Below are 15949 nucleotides of genomic sequence, written 5' to 3' on the forward strand. Positions count from 1 at the left end.
AAATCGCCGCTTCGCGGTGCCCTCGGCTTATTCCTTCCGGCTTATCGGGTACGGGCGGAGGCAACGTCCCTGTAAAGCCGCCCTCTCGGCGCATCCCTGCGCCTCGCCCCGGCCTGCAGGAAACGCCTCAGCGATTTACAGCCGGACCAGGGCATCGCTGACAGCCCTCAGTCATTTAGAAAGCAACTTTATTGCTTCTGCATAAAAAAATTACTGGGGATCCCTCAGCCCACAGGGAGAGGGTTAGGGTGAGGGTACCCAAAACCCCTCACAGCATTGCAACCACGCCTGTGCGCTGTGCGACAGATACACCCCTTCACGCCAGATCATCCCTAACTGCCAGTGCAGATCGCTCTCCAGCGGGATCCAGCGCAGCGTGTTTTTATCCAGCCGCTCGCAGATCGGCTGCGGCAGAATGGCTATCCCCACGCCCGCCTGTACCATCGCTGCCAGAAAATCCCACTGGCCGCTGCGCACCGCAATGCGCGGCTTTACGTTGTGCTGGTTAAACAGCGCCATCAGCTGGCGGCTTAAGGCGAAATCTTCGTTGTAAATCAGCAGCGGGTGTTCGCCGAGCAGCTCGGGTTTTACTGATTCAATCTTCAGCCAGTCGCCGGAGCGCGGCACCAGCACGCACAGCGGGTGGCTGAACAGCGGCAGCGTTGCCAGCCCGCTCTCTTCTTCCACGGGAAGGGCCGTCATGGCCACGTCCAGTTCACCGTTCATCACCGCCTGCTGCACGGTCAGGCCGCCAAACTCAGAGATTTTTAGCTCAACGCCGGGATAGCGCTGGCGAAACAGGCTAATCGGCCCGGCCATCATCATGCCGACCATCGGCGGAATGCCGAGCCGCAGCAGCCCTTTTGTCAGGTGGTTGATGTCCCCAAGCTCGGCCTCCAGCTGGCGGAACTCCGCCAGAATTGCCAGCCCGCGCTCGAACACCACGCGACCGGTATCGGTCAGCAGCAGCTTGCGCCCGTCGCGGATCAGCAGGGTACAGTTCAGCTCATCTTCGAGGTTTTTCAGCATCTTACTGATGGTAGGCTGGGTTACGAATAACTTCTCCGCTGCGCGGGTAAAACTTTGCTGGCGAACCACCTCGACAAAATAGCGCAGCGTTCTTATGTCCATGATTATTCCTCGAAACTATACCTTCGATGATTTTAATTCATTTCAGTCGATACCGTACGCTCACTATACTGGCGCCTCGTCTCATTTCTGAGGAAAACCCCCATGGCCGTGGCGTTAAGCCGTGTTACGCCTGCCGTTGTTCAACGACTCCAGGTACCGGTTCAGGTACTGCTCTACGCGGGACTGTTTGTTTTTGCTGAATATCTTGTCGACTGGCTGAACCTGCCTTTACCCGCCAACCTGGTGGGAATGGTGCTGATGCTGACGTTGATCCTCTGTCGCGCGTTACCCCTTAGCTGGGTGCGGGCCGGTGCGCGCTGGCTGCTGGCGGAGATGCTGCTGTTCTTCGTTCCGGCCGTGGTGGCGGTGGTGAATTATGCGCAACTGCTGATGGTCGACGGCTGGCGCATCTTTGCGGTTATCGCCCTGAGCACGCTGATGGTGCTGGGCGCCACCGCCTGGGTGGTGGATAAAGTGTATCGCTTTGAAATCAGCAGGCAGAAGCATGACTAACTTTCAGATAAGCGTGCTATGCCTGATTGCGACAGTCGTCATTTACTTTGCCAACAAGCGCCTGTATCGCCGCTTTCGCACGCTGCCGCTGATGCCGCTGGTCTTTACGCCGATCCTGCTGGTGCTGATGCTGGTCTTCGGCCATATCTCCTGGCAGAACTACATTGGTGAATCCCACTGGCTGCTGTGGCTGCTCGGCCCGGCGACTATCGCCTTTGCGGTGCCGGTGTATGACAACCTGGCAATTATTAAACGCCACTGGATGTCGCTCAGCGCGGGAGTCGTCACCGCGACGGTAGTGGCGGTGTGCAGCTCGGTCTGGCTGGCGCGGCTGTTTACCCTGTCTGATGAAATCCAGCGCAGCCTGGCGGTACGCTCGGTGACCACACCGTTCGCGCTGGCGGCGGCTAAACCGCTCGGCGGACAGCCGGATCTGGTGGCGCTGTTTGTGGTGGTGACCGGCGTGTTCGGCATGGCAGTGGGGGATGTGCTGTTTCTGCGCCTTTCCATTCGCGAAGGGATGGCGAAAGGGGCAGGGTTTGGCGCGGCGTCGCACGGGGCGGGGACGGCACGTTCGTATGAGCTGGGACAGCAGGAAGGCGTTGTTGCAAGCCTGATGATGATGCTCTCGGGCGTGACAATGGTATTAATCGCGCCGCTGGTGGCGTGGGTGATGTTTTAAGTTCCCCGGCCAGAGCGACCGGGGAGAAAAGGTTTAGTGCGCGCGGCCTTGCTCAACACCCAGGCCGGTTTGCGAGCGGATAAACTGGGCGCGGAATTTCTCACGCTCCAGGTTACCCTCCGGCGAGTTGTCGGTCGCTGAGAAGAACCAGATCCCGATAAACGCCACGGCAATGGAGAACAGCGCCGGGTATTCATACGGGAAGATAGCGCTTTCGTGACCGAGGATCTGCACCCAGATGGTCGGGCCGAGGATCATCAGAATCACCGCCGTCAGCAGCCCCAGCCAGCCGCCAATCATCGCCCCACGGGTGGTCAGTTTTGACCAGTACATGGAGAGCAGAATGATCGGGAAGTTACAGCTTGCCGCAATCGAGAAGGCCAGCCCCACCATAAAGGCGATGTTCTGCTTCTCGAACAAAATCCCCAGCAGGATGGCGACGACGCCCAGCACCAGTACGGTGATTTTGGAGACTTTCAGCTCATCGCGCTCGCTTGCGCCTTTGCGGAAAACGTTGGCGTAGAGATCGTGCGATACCGCAGACGCACCAGCCAACGTCAGCCCGGCAACCACCGCGAGGATGGTGGCGAAGGCCACGGCAGAGATAAAGCCGAGGAACAGGTTACCGCCTACCGCGTCGGCCAGATGCACCGCCGCCATGTTGTTACCGCCGATAAGCGCGCCCGCCGCGTCTTTAAACGCCGGGTTTGCCCCCACCAGCATGATCGCGCCAAAGCCGATGATAAAGGTCAGTATGTAGAAGTAGCCCATAAACCCGGTGGCGTAGAACACGCTTTTACGCGCTTCACGTGCATCAGACACCGTGAAGAAACGCATCAGGATATGCGGCAGGCCAGCGGTACCGAACATCAGGCCGAGACCGAGCGAGAGCGCGGATATCGGATCTTTCACCAGCCCGCCCGGGCTCATGATCGCTTCCCCTTTCGGGTGCACTGACATGGCTTCGGTAAACAGATTATTGAAGCTGAACCCGACGTGTTTCATCACCATAAAGGCCATAAAGCTGGCGCCGAACAGCAGCAGTACCGCTTTGATGATCTGTACCCAGGTGGTGGCCAGCATGCCGCCGAACAGGACGTACATCACCATCAGCACGCCTACCAGCACCACCGCGACGTGGTAGTTCAGACCGAACAGCAGCTCGATCAATTTACCCGCGCCCACCATCTGCGCAATCAGGTACAGCGCCACCACCACCAGCGAACCGCAGGCGGAGAGCATGCGGATGGGGCCTTGTTTGAGGCGGTATGAAGCTACGTCTGCAAAGGTGTAGCGGCCAAGGTTACGCAGGCGCTCGGCAATCAGGAACAGAATGATCGGCCAGCCGACGAGGAAGCCGAGGGAGTAGATCAGGCCGTCATACCCCGAGGTATAAACCAGCGCGGAGATCCCGAGGAACGAGGCGGCAGACATAAAGTCTCCCGCAATCGCCAGCCCGTTCTGGAAGCCGGTAATGTTGCCGCCCGCGGTGTAGTAATCGTTACGGGAGCGCACGCGTTTCGACGCCCAGTAGGTGATGTAAAGCGTTAGCACCACGAAAATCAGGAACATGATAATCGCCTGCCAGTTGGTTGGCTGGCGCTGGACCTCGCCGGTAAGGGCATCTGCCGCATGGGCAGCAAAGGGAAGTGTGGCGGCAAGCGCCGTCAGGACTCGCTTCATGATGCTTTTACCTCGCGCAGAACTTCTCTGTTAAGACGATCGAATTCACCGTTCGCACGCCAGACATACACACCTGTCAGCACAAACGAAATAACGATAACGCCAATGCCAATTGGGATGCCGCGCGTAACGCTGGTTCCGGCGTGCAGCGGCGTACCGAGCCACTGCGGCGCAAAGGCGATCAGCAGAATAAAGCCGACGTAAATAACCAGCATGATGATGGAAAGGATAAAGGCAAACCGTTGCCGTTTTTCGACGAGCTCCCTGTAGTGCGCACTATTCTCTATCTGCTGACAAATATCGTTATTCATCACAGAGTCTCCAAAGGTAAGGTTGGTTTGTTTTTATCCCCTCTCCCCTATGGGGAGAGGGTTAGGGTGATGGAAGGAAGGTGCGGTCTGATGCCCTCACCCCGGCCCTCTCCCACGGGGAGAGGGAGAAAACACTAGGAAGGCATTGCGATGGCCTGCTTCTCTTCGAGCAGTTTGTCCACCACGCCAGGATCGGCAAGCGTTGAGGTATCACCGAGGTTGCTGGTGTCGCCCGCTGCGATTTTGCGCAGAATACGGCGCATAATCTTGCCGGAACGGGTTTTCGGCAGTGAGTCGGTCCAGTGCAGCACGTCCGGCGTGGCCAGCGGGCCGATCTCTTTACGCACCCAGTTGCGCACCTCGGTATACAGCTCTGGCGACGGCTCCTCGCCGTGGTTCAGGGTGACGTAGGCGTAGATCGCCTGGCCTTTGATGTTGTGAGGAATGCCGACAACTGCCGCTTCGGCAATTTTCGGATGCGACACCAGCGCAGACTCAATCTCCGCCGTGCCCAGACGGTGGCCGGAAACATTCAGCACATCGTCCACGCGTCCGGTGATCCAGTAATAACCGTCTTCGTCCCGGCGCGCGCCGTCGCCGCTGAAGTACATGTTTTTAAAGGTTGAGAAGTAGGTCTGTTCGAAGCGCTCATGGTCGCCGAACAGGGTACGCGCCTGGCCAGGCCAGGAATCGACGATTACCAGGTTGCCTTCGGTGGCCCCTTCCTGCGGATTGCCTTCGTTGTCCACCAGCGCGGGCTGCACGCCGAAGAACGGACGGGTGGCCGAACCGGCTTTCAACTGCGTGGCGCCCGGCATCGGGGTGATCATGAAGCCGCCGGTTTCGGTCTGCCACCAGGTGTCCATCACCGGGCACTTCTCGTTGCCGATCTTCTTCCAGTACCACTCCCAGGCTTCCGGGTTGATCGGCTCGCCCACGGAACCGAGGATGCGCAGGGAAGAGCGGTCGGTCCCTTCGATGGCTTTATCGCCTTCCGCCATCAGCGCACGGATCGCCGTTGGCGCGGTGTAGAGAATGTTGACCTGATGCTTATCAACCACCTGACACATACGCGCCGGCGTTGGCCAGTTAGGTACACCTTCAAACATCAGCGTCGTTGCGCCGCAGGCCAGCGGGCCGTACAGCAGGTAGCTGTGACCGGTGACCCAGCCCACGTCGGCGGTACACCAGTAGATGTCGCCCGGATGGTAGTCGAAAACGTATTTAAAGGTGGTGGCCGCGTAAACCAGATAGCCGCCGGTGGTATGCAGCACGCCCTTCGGCTTACCAGTGGATCCGGATGTATAAAGGATAAACAGCGGATCTTCCGCGTTCATCTCTTCCGGCTGATGCTGGTCGCTCGCGTTTTCAATCAGATCGCTCCACCACAGGTCTCGGCCTTCGTGCCAGTCGATGTTGCCGCCCGTGCGTTTGAAGACAATGACGTTATGGATGGATTTCACGTTCGGGTTTTTCAGCGCTTCATCGACGTTTTTCTTCAGCGGAATGCCGCGCCCGGCACGCACGCCCTCGTCAGCGGTGATCACCAGCTTTGAGTTCGAGTCGACGATACGTCCGGCAACCGCCTCCGGCGAGAAGCCACCAAAAATAACGGAGTGGATCGCGCCGATGCGCGCGCAGGCCAGCATAGCCACCGCGGCTTCCGGCACCATCGGCATATAGATCGCCACCACATCGCCTTTTTTAATGCCCTGGGCCAGCAGCACGTTGGCGAAGCGGCAGACGTCGCGATGAAGCTCTTTATATGAGATGTGTTTGCTCTGAGAGGCATCGTCGCCTTCCCAGATAATGGCCGTTTCGTTGCCGCGTTCGGCAAGATGGCGGTCCAGGCAGTTCGCCGCCAGGTTCAGCGTGCCGTCTTCATACCATTTAATGGAGACGTTGCCCGGCGCGAAAGAGGTGTTCTTTACCTTCTGATAAGGTTTGATCCAGTCGAGGATGTGGCCCTGTTCACCCCAGAATGCGTCAGGGCTGGAAATGGACTGCTGGTATTTCTCCTGGTACTGCTCCGGGCTTATCAGGCAACGGTCCGCAATGTTTGCGGGAATGTCGTGTTTGTGTATTTGGCTCATGGCTTTTTTTCTCCTTGTAAGATGTTAATAATATGTCGCAAAAACGTTAATAGTAGGGGCTTTACAAGCTTTGTTTAGTATTTGGGCGACAGATCACGCAATGTCTGAAGAGTATGAAAATTGAGCGAATGAAACTTTGAAGGGAAATAATTCATCTGAAGAATTATTCACTTTTTTGTTTGTAAAAGTTTTTTCATAACAATCGGTTATTGATGTGGATTGCTATTAATTACCGTCAATGACGCTTTTTGCAGTGAAATGCCTTGTTCTTTAAGGCTTGCGCAGCATGCCGTGCAAATGATACTCATACGGCGCGTTAAAAAATCCCATAAACCAACGCAACACAATTCATACCCTTTCAGTATGTCTCCATATTCATGCAGTTTTGCTGGTGCGGAGATTTCATTGAGGAAGTCAGTTTCTATGAAAAATTTGAAAGTCAGCCTGGCCTGGCAGATCCTGCTGGCCCTTGTGCTGGGCATCTTGCTGGGCAGTTACCTCCATTACCATAGCGACAGCCGCGAGTGGCTGATTGCGAACCTTCTCTCGCCAGCGGGCGATATCTTTATTCATCTGATCAAGATGATTGTTGTGCCGATTGTGATCTCGACGCTGGTGGTCGGTATTGCCGGGGTAGGTGATGCGAAACAGTTAGGCCGCATCGGCGTTAAAACCATTCTCTATTTCGAAGTGATCACCACGGTTGCCATCATTCTTGGTATCACCCTGGCGAACGTGTTCCAGCCAGGTTCCGGGATTGATATGTCGCAGCTGGCGACGGTGGATATTTCGAAATATCAAAGCACCACCGCCGACGTGCAGAGCCATTCGCACGGTCTGATGGGCACAATTCTGTCACTGGTTCCGACCAACATTATCGCGTCAATGGCGAAGGGCGAGATGCTGCCGATCATCTTCTTCTCAGTGCTCTTTGGTCTGGGGCTTTCTTCCCTGCCCGCGACGCACCGTGAACCGCTGGTAACGGTGTTCCGCTCTATCTCTGAAACCATGTTCAAAGTCACCCACATGGTGATGCGCTATGCGCCGGTGGGTGTTTTTGCACTGATCGCCGTAACCGTGGCGAACTTCGGCTTTGCTTCCCTGTGGCCGTTGGCGAAGCTGGTGATTCTGGTGCACTTCGCGATCCTGTTCTTCGCGCTGGTGGTGCTGGGGATTGTGGCGCGCCTGTGCGGGCTGAGCATCTGGATCCTGATCCGCATTCTGAAAGATGAGCTGATTCTGGCGTACTCCACGGCAAGCTCCGAGAGCGTGCTGCCGCGTATCATTGAGAAGATGGAGGCCTACGGTGCACCGGCGTCCATTACCAGCTTCGTTGTACCGACCGGTTACTCCTTCAACCTGGATGGTTCAACGCTGTATCAGAGTATTGCGGCAATCTTTATCGCTCAGCTGTACGGCATTGACCTGTCGCTGTGGCAGGAAATCGTGCTGGTGTTGACCCTGATGGTGACCTCAAAGGGTATCGCAGGCGTGCCGGGCGTCTCCTTCGTGGTGCTGCTGGCGACGCTGGGCAGCGTCGGTATTCCGCTGGAAGGCCTGGCGTTTATCGCCGGTGTGGACCGTATCCTCGACATGGCGCGTACCGCGCTGAACGTGGTGGGTAATGCGCTGGCGGTGCTGGTAATCTCCAAGTGGGAACACAAGTTCGACCGTAAAAAAGCGCTGGCGTATGAACGCGAGGTGCTGGGTCGTTTTGATAAAACGGCTGACCAGTGATGTAAAAATGCCGGGTGGCGGCTTCGCCTTACCCGGCCTACATAACCGTAGGCCCGGTAAGCGCAGCGCCACCGGGCAATAATTTACTCCCCGCTCAACGCATCAAACTCTTCACACCCGGTATCAAACCCTTCCGTACAGCTCAGGTTTAACCAGTAAAGCGCTTTCTGTTTATTCGGTGTGATAAAGCCTTTCTCACCCTGCCTGAACAGCATGCCTGCCCAGTACTCCGCATAGCCCGTCCGGGACAGAGCCGAACTCCGCTTGAACCACGCCGCAGCCTGCACGTCATCCTGAGGGACTTCAACGCCGTTGGCATAGATCAGCCCCAGCAGCTGTTGCGCGTCTACCGCCGAGTCACTATCGATGTCTTCGGTCGCCGTTTGCAGCAGTTTAATGGCCTGCGGGTAGTCGGTCTTGCCTGCCTGCGTGTTCACCAGCACCCGCGCCAGCATGATCGCGCCGCGTTTGCTGCCCGCAATGTTTGCCTGTTGGGCCAGAGCTTTGGCCTGTGCGTAGTCGCCCTGCGTAAAGAGGATTTGCGACAGCAGCGCCATGGCGTCGACATTGCCGCCTTTCGCCGCTTTCTCGGCCCACAGCGCGGCCTGCTTGCTGTCGCCGGAGCTGAAGTACGTATCGGCAAGATAATACTGGGCGCGCGCATCACCGGCTTCCGCCTGTTTTCGATACTGGCTGCCTATCTCATCGGCACGGGCAAAGGCGGTTAAAAATAACAACAACAGAAAAATAGCTTTCATGGATTCTTATCATCGGGGTACATGCCGCGCAGTATAATCGCGGTGACAGAAGAAAAAAACGGGTGCGTTAAGACCTCAGCATCCCACAAGCCGGGCGGAACACGCGTTCCACCCGAAGAGGTTAGCCTGCGTTACAGGCTAATTTCGCCGCCACCTCCTGATGTTCACTCTTTATTGAAAACTCACATAAGTTACCGCGAGTAATAAAGGTAAAGATCACTATCGTCAGGCAAATAATAAAGACGATGCCTAACGCAGTTTTTAATGGCGTCATGCCTTTTACTCCTTGTGAAAAAAAGAATAAGAGGCTACTCTCAACCTGTTGGGGGTTGAGGGGTAGCCTCGGGTTGTACTGACCCCAAAAAGTTGGACAGTTAAACACGAGGCACATAGGTCTGGGTTCGATATTCAATTGGACTCAGACCTTTTAATTTCAGGCTAATTCTTCTGCTGTTGTAGTAGTCAATATATTCCGTAACAGCATCCTTCAGTTCGCTTATATTACTGAACTCGTCAAGATAAAAACACTCCGACTTTAAGGTTCCAAAGAAACATTCCACGACTGCATTATCCAGACAATTGCCTTTTCTGGACATGCTCTGTGTAATGCCTTGTTCTTTAAGGATGTTTTGATACCTTCTCATACGATACTGCCATCCCTGGTCAGAGTGCAGAATAGGATGCTCGTGAGGCTTAAGCTTTTTGAATGCCTGATCGAGCATATTCTCGACCATGTTCATCACAGGTCTTTCCGACAGGCTGTAAGAAATAACTTCGTTGTTGAAGAGATCTATTACTGGAGACAAATACAGCTTTCGCCCATTGACTGCAAATTCAGTAACGTCGGTAACCCACTTCTCGTTTGGCCGTGTAGCCTTGAAATCCCTTTGGAGAACATTGGGGGCGGTTTGCCCTACCTCTCCTCTGTAGGAGCTGTATCGCTTGACCTTAATCGCTGCCTTAAGCGAGAGGGTTCCCATCAGGCGCTGAACGGCTTTATGGTTAATCCGTTCCCCGTCTCGATGGAGAGACAACGTTACCCTACGGTATCCGTAACGACCTTTATTCTCGTGATAAATCTCACCAATACGCTTTTTAACATCCGCATACTTATCAGGCTTGCTGAGAGCCTTTAGATGGTAATAAAACGTACTGCGCGGTATCTCCGCTGCCTTGAGAAGCTCATCAAGAGGGTAAAACTGCCTTAGCTCGTTGAGTACTTTCACTTTTTCGCGGGATGAGCTAAGGCTTTCAGCTTTTTTAGATACGTAAGCCGCATTTCAAGGAATCGAACTTGTCTTTCAAGATCCTCAATACGTCGGTCTTTCGACAGCTCCAATGCTAACGCCGCTTTTTCTGGATCAACTGACATTGTAATGTTTCTTTTGGTGCCGATCTTGAGTGCGCGTAAACCAGCTTCTCCGTGCTCCTCATAGACTTTCAGCCACTTGGCTACAGAACCACTACCAGCAAGCATAAAGTGAGCAGCAGCCTGATTGAGGGACATCTGCTGCTCGGTCACGGCTTTCACGACCTTAATGCGCAACTCTGGATCAGCACTAACGCCTTTAGGTTTGGGAATTAAACCTTTTTCTCCATGTTTTTCATAGAGGGCAACCCACGTCCTGACCTGGGTTCGAGGCACACCAAAACGTGCAGAGATGATCCTGTAACCATCATCAGTTGTGAAGTAGTGATTCACGACTTCAAGGCGCTTTTCGAAGGGGTATTTTGGCTTTGACATATCAGGGACTATTCCATTTCATCGTCCAACAAAATGGGTGCAGTACAGGTAAATGCAAATTTCCCGGGGCTTTCCACTTTCTGTCCCTCAACAATGCTCAAGACAGAAAGTCTTAAGCACCCGCCGCATATCTTATCCCTCTGAATTAAAATGCAAAGATGTAATTAATTTTCGCGCAAATTACATTTTTCTGCGAGACGTCTTCAGAGAAATATATTGATATTATTAATAGCGATGCCAGAAATAATAATGGGGTGAATATCTCACCCCATTTAGTCAGCGATTAATTAACAGCTTCATCCCATTGCGCTTTCACGCAGGCGGGCTTTCAGCTTGTTATATTCGTCGATCACGTACTGTTCCGCTGCGCGCTGATCCGCTATGGGCTCCACGTTTACGGCGCAGTATTTATACTCCGGCGTTTTGGTTATCGGGCTTAAGTTCTCCGTCACCAGCTCGTTACAGGCGCCAATCCACCACTGGTAGGTCATATAGACCGCGCCTTTGTTCGGACGGTCGCTGACCTGCGCGCGGGTAATGATGCGGCCTTTACGCGAGTTCACCCACACCAGCGCTTCATCTTCAATACCGAGCCGTTCGGCATCGGCGGTGTTGATCTGCGCGTAGCCCGGTTCATCCGCCAGCGCCGCCAGCGCGGCGCAGTTGCCGGTCATGGAACGGCAGGAGTAATGGCCCACTTCACGCACGGTGGAGAGCACCATCGGATACTCGTCGGTGAGTTTATCGATCGGCGCGACCCAGTCGCAGGTGAAGAATTGCGCCAGCCCGTTCGGGGTGTCGAATTTTTCTTTAAAGAGGTACGACGTTCCCTGATCCGCCTCTGACTCATCCCGGCACGGCCACTGGATGTAGCCTAGCTCACCCATTTTTTCATAGGTTGCCCCATAAAAGTCCGGGCACAGATGCCGCAACTCGTCCCAGATCTCCTGGGTGTTGTTGTAGTGCATCGGGTAGCCCATGCGGGTGGCGATTTCGCTGATGATCTGCCAGTCCGTTTTCAGATCCCACTTCGGCTCGACAGCCTTGAAGAAGCGCTGGAAGCCGCGGTCTGCCGCCGTATAGACACCTTCATGCTCTCCCCAGGAGGTCGACGGTAAAATCACATCCGCCGCCGCCGCGGTTTTGGTCATAAAGATATCCTGAACAATCACCAGCTCCAGATCCTCAAACCCTTTACGCACCGCAGACAACTCGGCGTCGGTCTGGAGCGGATCTTCACCCATGATGTAGGCCGCACGCACTTCACCGTGCGCCGCGCGGTGCGGCAGCTCGCTGATGCGATACCCCGTGTGCTCAGGCAGGCTCTCCACGCCCCAGGCCTTCGCGAATTTCTCGCGATTTTCCGGGAATTTGACGTACTGGTAGCCCGGATAGGTGTCCGGCAGCGCGCCCATGTCGCACGCGCCCTGCACGTTATTCTGACCACGTACCGGGTTCACGCCCACATGCGCTTTACCCAGATTGCCGGTTAACATGGCGAGGCTGGTGAGCGAGCGCACGGTTTCCACGCCCTGGTAGAACTGGGTCACGCCCATACCCCACAGAATAGAGGCGGTTTTCGCTCCGGCGTACATCCGCGCCGCCTGGCGGATCTCCTGTGCGCTGACGCCGGTTATCGCCTCTACGGACTCCGGCGTATAGCCTTCGACAATCTTGCGATACTCTTCAAACCCTTCGGTACGGCTTGCGACAAACGCCTGGTCGTAGAGGTTCTCCTCAATAATGACGTGCCCCATTGCATTTAACAGCGCGATGTTCGAGCCGTTTTTCAGTGCGATGTGCATATCGGCAATGCGCGCGGTTTCAATTTTGCGCGGATCGCAGACGATGATTTTCGCCCCGTTCTGTTTGGCGCGAATCACGTGATTCGCGACGATAGGGTGAGAATCCGCCGGGTTATAGCCGAAGATGAACACCAGATCGGTGTTATCTATCTCATTGATGGCATTACTCATTGCGCCGTTACCGACCGACTGGTGCAGACCTGCAACCGATGGGCCGTGTCAGACGCGAGCGCAGCAGTCGACGTTATTGGTACCAATAACGGCGCGCGCGAATTTTTGCATCACATAGTTGGTTTCATTCCCGGTTCCGCGTGAGGAGCCGGTGGTCTGAATCGCATCCGGGCCATACTTGGCCTTGATGGCGCTAAGGCGCGTGGCAACATAATCCAGCGCTTCATTCCAGGAGACGGCTTCCAGCTTGCCGCCGCGCTCGCGGCGGATCATAGGGGTTTTCAGGCGCGGGGTGAGGATTTGGGTATCGTTAATAAAATCCCAGCCGTAGTACCCTTTCAGGCACAGCGTGCCCTGATTGGTTTTACCCTGCGCCGCTTCCGCCCGGACGATTTTGCCGTTATCGACCACCAGGTGGATCTTGCAACCTGAGGCACAATAAGGGCAAACCGTGACGACTTTTTTCATCACTTTGCTCCAGTTAAACAGTTCTTACCTGCCCAATATGCAGCTTCTATGCCATGTTTTTACTATGGGTATTTCCTGACTTTACGACCCTTTGCGGGGCAAAACCCTGACGAAAAACAGCCAATCGTCAAAATTGACGTGTCGAAAGGGCAGGGGATGTGACATGGATTGAATTTCCGTCACGTAAAAAACAATTCGGCTGGAGCCGGCGGCAGAATGGTTCAGACTTAACATAATTCCCTGACGGAAGCATGCGATGAAACCGGCGATTCTGGTGGTTGATGATGATGTCGCAGTCTGCGAACTGCTACAGGATGTGCTCAGCGAGCACGTCTTTACCGTGCTGACGTGTCACACCGGTCAGGAAGCGGTGAACCGTGTCCAGCAGGACTCCGGCATTGCGCTGGTTCTGCTGGACATGATGCTGCCGGATATCAACGGATTACAGGTTTTGCTGCAGATGCAAAAGCGGCGACCGTCGCTACCGGTGGTGATGCTGACGGGGCTGGGAAGTGAATCAGATGTGGTCGTTGGGCTGGAAATGGGCGCTGATGATTACATCGGAAAACCGTTCAATCCGCGCGTGGTGGTCGCCCGCGTTAAGGCGGTGCTGCGTCGTACCGGTGCGCTGGCCGCGGAGCCTGCCGCGCCGCGCGTTGAAGGTATTGCCTTTAACGGCTGGACGCTGGACACCACCCGCTGCGAGCTGAGCGATCCGCAGCGTAATACCGTGCCGTTAACCCAGGGCGAATATGGCCTGCTGCTGGCATTAACGCAAAACGCCCGCCGGGTACTGAGCCGTGAACAACTGCTTGAACTGACCCACAGCGAAAGCGCCGAGGTCTTTGACCGCACTATCGACGTGTTGATCATGCGGTTACGGCGAAAAATTGAGGTTAATCCGCACCAGCCTCTGCTGATCAAAACCATTCGCGGTCTGGGCTATGTTTTTGCCACGGACGTTTCCCATCATGAGAAAGCCGCCTGACCGTTCTCCTGAATAAACGTCTGAAGCTCGGCCAGCGTTTTCGCGCCGTCAATTGCATTAGCCGCCAGCAGGCTGGCCCGCGCGCAGGCGTGCGCCAGATAAATACTCTCCGTCAGCGGCAGGGATTCATGGCAGCCGTATAAAAAGCCCGCGCAAAACGCGTCGCCCGCGCCGACGCTGCCGATAATCTCGTCCTGCGTCAGCTTCCACGACGGAACCCATTGCCCTTTTTCACCCGGCGCTTCACCCCATGCCCCTTCCGGACAGTGGATCACCACCCGCTGTCGCACGCCTGCCGCCAGCAGCTGTGCGGCAGCGTCGGCGATATGGGCCATGTTCAGCGCATCATGGCCGTCGCGGATCTCAAGCCCGCTAAACTCACCGGCTTCCAGCTCGTTAATCACCAGATAATCAAGATGGCGCAGGGCAGGGAGCACCAGCGGCTGATAGCGCGGGTCGCCCTTGCGGGACACCAGATCGAGCGAGGTTTCATACCCCTGATCGTGCATCTGTGCCAGTAACCGCGCGCTGCGGGTGCCAAATTCCTCGTCCGGCATATCCAGGCTGTCGAGCAGCAGCAGATAGCCGAGATGGAAGATCTTCAGCGATCCGTCTAAACGATCGAAGGCGGGAAGATCCAGCAGGCGGTTGGCGCCCGGCGAGTGGAAAAAGGTGCGCTGTCCGCTGGGGTCGGTCATCACCTGCGACATCGACGTTGGGGAGAACGTCGTGCGCTGCACGCGCTGGCGATTGACGTGATACTGGTCGAGCATCGCCAGAATATAGTCTCCGTCGCTGTCTTCCCCAATCAGCCCCACCGCCTGTAACGGCAGGCCGACGTGCATTTTTGCCAGCGTCAGCAGAACGTTGAGCGGCGCACCGCCGGTTGAGCGTTCGCTGTGGGTGATTTCTGCCAGCCAGCCGCGCTCCGGCCACTGTACGATCTGGTGGACGTGATCCACCAGCATATTGCCTGCGGCGACGATCCCTTTGCGTTCCATTAGGCCTGCCCCGCACTGCCGAAGATGCGCATCTGTTCCGCAACCGTATCGGTAATGGCCTCTTCAATGCCCAGCAGCAGCTCGGCAAACTCATCGTAAAGCGGTTGGCGGTTCGCCATGCGTTGCTCAACGGCGGCAAGTGCGGCCTGCGACATGCCGGTATAGAAATTGATTTTATGAATACCGAGTTCAATGGCGCGGCGGAAATCAGTGTCGCTTATGCCAGAGCCACCATGTAAAACCAGCGGCAGGCCCGTCTGCTGGCGAATGGCGTCCAGACGCGGAAAATCAAGCTTCGGCTCGCCCTTGTATTTGCCGTGCGCGTTGCCAATGGCAACCGCCAGCGCATCGATGCCGGTTGAATCAACAAATTCGCGCGCCAGCTGCGGGTCGGTAAAGAAGGCTTCATCCGCATGACCGTACAGCGCGCCACCTTCATCCCCGCCTACCGCGCCCAGCTCCGCCTCTACCGAGACGCCCACCGCGTGGCACATCTTCACCACTTCCCGGGTCTGGCGGATATTTTCCTCATAGCTCAGCGTGGAGCCGTCGAACATCACCGAGCTGAACCCTAAACGCAGGGCGCGCACCACCGCCTCAAAATGCAGTCCGTGGTCGAGGTTAAGCACCACGGGAATATCGTGGCGGGCAGCTTCGAATTTCACCGCTTCCACCAGCGACTCCAGAGACACGTACTTAAAATGCACTTCGGCGATGTTGATGATAAACGGCGAGCGTTCCTGCTTCGCGGCGGCAAACAGCGCGCGCAGGAAATGGGAGTCGAGCACGTTGAACGCGCCCAGGGCGTAGCGGTGTTCCCTGGCGTGGGCCAGACCGTCGGCAAGAGAAATCAATGGCATCATT

14 protein-coding genes are annotated in these 15949 nt (G+C 55.8%); 4 read left to right on the forward strand and 10 right to left on the reverse strand.

From position 1 onward, the window contains the following. Positions 1 to 243: 243 nt before the first annotated feature. Positions 244 to 1131 carry a LysR family transcriptional regulator gene (locus ACQG2Q_RS01665; protein ID WP_022646759.1) on the reverse strand — a complete coding sequence of 296 codons (888 nt, stop codon included), beginning with the start codon at positions 1129 to 1131 and terminating at the stop codon, positions 244 to 246. A 102-nt stretch (positions 1132 to 1233) separates the two neighbouring features. On the opposite strand from ACQG2Q_RS01665, the gene ACQG2Q_RS01670 reads away from it, so the two are divergent. Continuing rightward, entirely contained in the window at positions 1234 to 1644 is a 411-nt protein-coding gene (locus ACQG2Q_RS01670) for a CidA/LrgA family protein (RefSeq protein WP_022646760.1), read from the forward strand. After that, entirely contained in the window at positions 1637 to 2326 is a 690-nt protein-coding gene (locus ACQG2Q_RS01675) for an LrgB family protein (protein WP_063850425.1), read from the forward strand. Before ACQG2Q_RS01670 ends, ACQG2Q_RS01675 begins: the two co-directional genes overlap by 8 nt. A 33-nt stretch (positions 2327 to 2359) precedes the next feature. Here ACQG2Q_RS01675 and actP read toward each other — a convergent pair whose 3' ends face one another. The 3 genes from actP to acs all read right to left on the reverse strand — a co-directional run bounded on the left by actP (position 2360) and on the right by acs (position 6413). Continuing rightward, positions 2360 to 4009, reverse strand: a complete 1650-nt coding sequence (actP, locus tag ACQG2Q_RS01680) for a cation/acetate symporter ActP (protein WP_023299099.1) — start codon at positions 4007 to 4009, stop codon at positions 2360 to 2362. Next, on the reverse strand, positions 4006 to 4320 hold the full coding sequence (locus tag ACQG2Q_RS01685) for a DUF485 domain-containing protein (RefSeq protein WP_022646763.1): 315 nt from the start codon (positions 4318 to 4320) through the stop codon (positions 4006 to 4008). Before ACQG2Q_RS01685 ends, actP begins: the two co-directional genes overlap by 4 nt. A 134-nt stretch (positions 4321 to 4454) precedes the next feature. Continuing rightward, positions 4455 to 6413, reverse strand: coding sequence for an acetate--CoA ligase (gene acs, locus ACQG2Q_RS01690; protein ID WP_023299100.1), 1959 nt, complete (start codon positions 6411 to 6413; stop codon positions 4455 to 4457). Positions 6414 to 6836: 423 nt separating this feature from the next. Here acs and gltP point away from each other — a divergent pair, with 423 nt between their 5' ends. Beyond that, complete coding sequence (gene gltP, locus ACQG2Q_RS01695; protein WP_022646765.1) at positions 6837 to 8150, forward strand: glutamate/aspartate:proton symporter GltP; 1314 nt, start codon at positions 6837 to 6839, stop codon at positions 8148 to 8150. 83 nt (positions 8151 to 8233) lie between these two features. On the opposite strand, the gene ACQG2Q_RS01700 is transcribed toward gltP, so the two are convergent. From ACQG2Q_RS01700 to fdhF, 4 genes are all read right to left on the reverse strand, one after another. After that, positions 8234 to 8908 carry a tetratricopeptide repeat protein gene (locus ACQG2Q_RS01700; RefSeq protein ID WP_038415085.1) on the reverse strand — a complete coding sequence of 225 codons (675 nt, stop codon included), beginning with the start codon at positions 8906 to 8908 and terminating at the stop codon, positions 8234 to 8236. Between the two features lie 121 nt (positions 8909 to 9029). Then, positions 9030 to 9182: a Hok/Gef family protein gene (locus tag ACQG2Q_RS01705; RefSeq protein WP_022646767.1), complete on the reverse strand. Its 153-nt coding sequence runs from the start codon at positions 9180 to 9182 to the stop codon at positions 9030 to 9032. A 100-nt stretch (positions 9183 to 9282) separates the two neighbouring features. Further along, positions 9283 to 10652, reverse strand: a protein-coding gene (locus ACQG2Q_RS01710; RefSeq protein WP_085949440.1) for an IS3-like element ISKpn8 family transposase whose coding sequence is annotated in 2 segments (ribosomal slippage) — positions 9283 to 10172 and positions 10172 to 10652 — 1371 coding nt in all. Because the reading frame shifts where the segments join, the coding sequence is not laid out codon by codon here. Positions 10653 to 10948: 296 nt separating this feature from the next. After that, entirely contained in the window at positions 10949 to 13096 is a 2148-nt protein-coding gene (gene fdhF / locus ACQG2Q_RS01715; protein WP_080465274.1) for a formate dehydrogenase subunit alpha, read from the reverse strand. 256 nt (positions 13097 to 13352) lie between these two features. Between fdhF and ACQG2Q_RS01720 the strand changes: the two genes are divergently transcribed. Continuing rightward, entirely contained in the window at positions 13353 to 14084 is a 732-nt protein-coding gene (locus ACQG2Q_RS01720; RefSeq protein WP_022646769.1) for a response regulator, read from the forward strand. On the opposite strand, the gene ACQG2Q_RS01725 is transcribed toward ACQG2Q_RS01720, so the two are convergent. After that, positions 14066 to 15085 (reverse strand): carbohydrate kinase family protein, encoded by a 1020-nt coding sequence (locus tag ACQG2Q_RS01725; RefSeq protein ID WP_023299104.1) that lies wholly within the window; start codon positions 15083 to 15085, stop codon positions 14066 to 14068. The two genes, ACQG2Q_RS01720 and ACQG2Q_RS01725, sit on opposite strands and share 19 nt — an antisense overlap. After that, positions 15085 to 15945 (reverse strand): ketose 1,6-bisphosphate aldolase, encoded by an 861-nt coding sequence (locus ACQG2Q_RS01730; RefSeq protein ID WP_048965641.1) that lies wholly within the window; start codon positions 15943 to 15945, stop codon positions 15085 to 15087. Before ACQG2Q_RS01730 ends, ACQG2Q_RS01725 begins: the two co-directional genes overlap by 1 nt. Between the last annotated feature and the right edge of the window lie 4 nt (positions 15946 to 15949).

Origin of the sequence: Enterobacter cloacae complex sp. 370H10 (assembly GCF_050031535.1) — a bacterium.
Lineage (GTDB): Bacteria > Pseudomonadota > Gammaproteobacteria > Enterobacterales > Enterobacteriaceae > Enterobacter > Enterobacter intestinihominis.

Coding starts and splice junctions, on each gene's coding strand:
- ACQG2Q_RS01665 (WP_022646759.1), bottom strand. CDS start 1,131: ATGGACATAAGAACGCTGCGCTATTTTGTCGAGGTGGTTCGCCAGCAA.
- ACQG2Q_RS01670 (WP_022646760.1), top strand. CDS start 1,234: ATGGCCGTGGCGTTAAGCCGTGTTACGCCTGCCGTTGTTCAACGACTC.
- ACQG2Q_RS01675 (WP_063850425.1), top strand. CDS start 1,637: ATGACTAACTTTCAGATAAGCGTGCTATGCCTGATTGCGACAGTCGTC.
- actP (WP_023299099.1), bottom strand. CDS start 4,009: ATGAAGCGAGTCCTGACGGCGCTTGCCGCCACACTTCCCTTTGCTGCC.
- ACQG2Q_RS01685 (WP_022646763.1), bottom strand. CDS start 4,320: ATGAATAACGATATTTGTCAGCAGATAGAGAATAGTGCGCACTACAGG.
- acs (WP_023299100.1), bottom strand. CDS start 6,413: ATGAGCCAAATACACAAACACGACATTCCCGCAAACATTGCGGACCGT.
- gltP (WP_022646765.1), top strand. CDS start 6,837: ATGAAAAATTTGAAAGTCAGCCTGGCCTGGCAGATCCTGCTGGCCCTT.
- ACQG2Q_RS01700 (WP_038415085.1), bottom strand. CDS start 8,908: ATGAAAGCTATTTTTCTGTTGTTGTTATTTTTAACCGCCTTTGCCCGT.
- ACQG2Q_RS01705 (WP_022646767.1), bottom strand. CDS start 9,182: ATGACGCCATTAAAAACTGCGTTAGGCATCGTCTTTATTATTTGCCTG.
- ACQG2Q_RS01720 (WP_022646769.1), top strand. CDS start 13,353: ATGAAACCGGCGATTCTGGTGGTTGATGATGATGTCGCAGTCTGCGAA.
- ACQG2Q_RS01725 (WP_023299104.1), bottom strand. CDS start 15,085: ATGGAACGCAAAGGGATCGTCGCCGCAGGCAATATGCTGGTGGATCAC.
- ACQG2Q_RS01730 (WP_048965641.1), bottom strand. CDS start 15,945: ATGCCATTGATTTCTCTTGCCGACGGTCTGGCCCACGCCAGGGAACAC.